The organism is Tildeniella sp. (assembly GCF_059505325.1).
Genome location: NZ_JCACKI010000051.1, coordinates 1 through 2900, shown reverse-complemented (window position 1 = coordinate 2900; position 2900 = coordinate 1). Strand labels below are relative to the sequence as shown.

General features: G+C 55.1%; 5 protein-coding genes. 3 read left to right on the top strand and 2 right to left on the bottom strand.

The annotated features are described in order from the left end of the window. Positions 1-52: 52 nt before the first annotated feature. Complete coding sequence (locus tag AC5JO6_RS18045) at positions 53-1267, bottom strand: chromate transporter (protein WP_496082452.1); 1215 nt, start codon at positions 1265-1267, stop codon at positions 53-55. Between the two features lie 125 nt (positions 1268-1392). On the opposite strand from AC5JO6_RS18045, the gene AC5JO6_RS18040 reads away from it, so the two are divergent. After that, positions 1393-1521, top strand: coding sequence for a hypothetical protein (locus AC5JO6_RS18040; protein WP_496082451.1), 129 nt, complete (start codon positions 1393-1395; stop codon positions 1519-1521). A 13-nt stretch (positions 1522-1534) separates the two neighbouring features. On the opposite strand, the gene AC5JO6_RS18035 is transcribed toward AC5JO6_RS18040, so the two are convergent. Further along, entirely contained in the window at positions 1535-1807 is a 273-nt protein-coding gene (locus AC5JO6_RS18035) for a hypothetical protein (RefSeq protein WP_496082450.1), read from the bottom strand. Positions 1808-2123: 316 nt separating this feature from the next. On the opposite strand from AC5JO6_RS18035, the gene AC5JO6_RS18030 reads away from it, so the two are divergent. Then, positions 2124-2480: a DUF760 domain-containing protein gene (locus AC5JO6_RS18030; protein ID WP_496082449.1), complete on the top strand. Its 357-nt coding sequence runs from the start codon at positions 2124-2126 to the stop codon at positions 2478-2480. Between the two features lie 18 nt (positions 2481-2498). Then, the coding region (locus tag AC5JO6_RS18025) for a tocopherol cyclase family protein (RefSeq protein WP_496082448.1) at positions 2499-2900 on the top strand (402 nt) is incomplete at its 3' end.

The window sequence follows — 2900 nt, the reverse complement described above, 5'->3', positions numbered from 1 at the left end:
TAGCTGATAGCTGATAGCTGATAGCTGATAGCTGATAGCTGATAGCTGATAGCTACATAATCCAGCCAAGCTTCTGCGCCAGAAAGCCGATCGCACCGCCTGCAAGAACCAACCAGACAGAGTTGATTTTGAACCGCAATACGACGATCGCGCTCACCAACGCGACTCCTACTGTGAGCCAATCCACCAGTGCTTCGCGTGTCAGGGTATAGGTGACGACTGCCATCAAGCCGAGAGAGGCGGCATTTACGCCATCCAAGAAGCCACTTGTCCAAGGCGACGATCGGAGTTTGGTTGCCCAGGGATTGACGATCGCCACGAATACAAAGGCAGGCAGAAAGATGCCGATCGTCCCCGCGATCGCGCCTGCATTGCCCGCTATCAGGTAGCCAATAAAGGTTGCAGTGGTGAAGACAGGACCGGGCGTGAGCTGCCCGATCGCCACTGCATCCAACAACTGTTGGGACGTGAGCCAGTGCGTCCGTTCCACCAGATCGCGTTGTAAAAAGGCAAGCAGCACATAACCGCTGCCATACAGCACCGAACCAATCTTGAGAAAAACCAGAAACACCTGTAGCCAGGTCGCCTTGCCAACGGCAGCAGTGGTTACACTCACCTGCGACAGGATGATAGGGAACGGCAACAGCGCAGTAACGCCCGTATTGCCACGTTGCAGCTTAAACAGCATGACACCCAGCCCTGCCAGCAGCAGCAGCACCAGCTCATTTACATGCAAGAAGAAGGCGATGATCACGGCTGCGCCCGCGATCGCGGTAGGCACGTCCTTAATGGCAGTCTTACCCAGCTTCCACAGTGCTTGAACCACGATCGCAATGATGACGGGCTTCACGCCATACAGCAGCCAGCCCACTTCAGGGATGGTCTGAAAGCGGACGTAAACGGCTGCTAGTGCCCACACAATGAGCATGGCAGGCAAAATGAAGCACGCTCCAGCGATGATCAGCCCCTTCCAGCCAGCGCGATCGTAGCCAATATGTATCGCCAGTTCGGTCGAGTTAGGACCCGGAATCAGGTTTGTGATCCCCAGCAAATCCAGCAGTTTTTCCCGGCTCAGCCACTGCCGACGCTTCACGCACTCGTCATCCATCATGGCAATGTGGGCAGCGGGACCACCAAACGCGATCGTCCCTAGCTTGAGAAAGACGATCGCTAGCTCGCTCAACCGCTGTTGCTTTTGGGCGGCATTAAGCTGCTTGTACGGCGTGTTCGCTGCTTCAATCGGCATACTGTCTTGAGACTCAGCCATAAAAATCTCCCTTCGCTGCCTGCACCTCAACTCACCCTAAAAAGACTGTGAGTCAGCGGGAACCCTTGCCGTGCTCCCCTATCCTGAAAAATGTTAACGCGGCATCCATCTACTAGGAGGTTCTTATGATCACCTACGAGATGATTACAACCGCCCAGGCATTGCTTACAAAAGCATCACTGCAAGCGCCTGAAACCGCATCAGGTCTGTACACGGATCAATTCACGTTGCTGCCGATCGACACTTTTGCCTAAAGGAAAGCAGCCGTCAAGCAGTAGAAGCCGCCGCCATAAGGCTCCGAGCTTCAAGCGCGATGCTCTGAGGTTCACGCGCGATATTCTGGGGTTCGCGCACGATGCTTTGAGGATGGACGGTGATACTTTGAGGTTCACGCACGATGCTCAGAGCATGGACGACGATACTCTGAGGTTCAAGCGCGATGCTCTGAGGTTCACGCGCGATGTTCCGAGCATGGACGACGATACTTTGAGGTTGAGCGATGATGCTCCGGAGGTTCGGCGAGGATACTCTGAGGTTCACGCACGATGTTCCGAGGTTCACGCGCGATGTTCCGAGGTTCACGCGCGATGTTCCGAGCATGGACGACGATGTTCTGAGGTTCACGCGCGATGCTCTGAGCATGGACGACGATGTTCTGAGGTTCACGCACGATATTCTGAGGTTCGCGCACGATGCTCGGAGCATGGACGACAATGTTCTGAAATTAAACCGCCAGCGCGCTCACCGTGATTACTCTGACGTTCTGGCGCTTGTTCGGTATTCACCCCTCAAACCTACTGGTTACAGTTACAGCGAGAAGTGTCAGAATGGTTTGAAACGGATATCAAACTAGCACATGGTCTTTAACCCTGATAGCGCGAACTTCCTCGGTGCCGATGTTGAAGAAAACGACTCGAATGAACTGCTGAACTACCTTCAGCATCAGCCCCCTGAAATACTCGCTCAGGTGGCAAAGTTAGTGACCCCAGACGTAAAGCAAATCATTTCGCATAACGTGCAGGGGCTGGTAGGAATGCTGCCATCCGAAGCCTTTAATGTCAAAATCACCACCGATCGCGACAATCTCGCGGGTCTGTTAGCCTCTGCCATGATGACAGGCTACTTTCTTCGCCAGATGGAGCAGCGGATGGAGATGGAAGATTTGCTGGCAGGCTCTCTCTCGCTGCCACCAGACCAGCCCGATCGCTCATAGCCTTTTACCTTAGATCCCGTGCCACTACATCCAGCCATTCCCAGTCGTCTGCAAACCCCACACAGCGGCTACCACTGGGACGGCAGCGATCGGCGTTTCTTTGAAGGCTGGTACTATCGCGTCACGCTGCCCGATTGCGGTCAAACGTTTGCGTTTATGTACTCGATCGAAGACCCGATCGGTGGCAAACCCCACAGTGGCGGAGCCGCCCAAATCCTCGGACCCAACGACGAATATCTCTGCCGCACCTTTCCCGATGTGCATACCTTCTGGGCGTGGAAACATGCGTTAGGGCTTGGACATTGGGGGAAGGTTGGAGAGGGGAGAGCGGTCAGCGGTCAGCGGTCAGCGGTCAGCGGTCAGCGGTCAGCGGTCAGCGGTCAGCAGTCAGCAGTCAGCGGTCAGCGGTCAGCGGTCAGC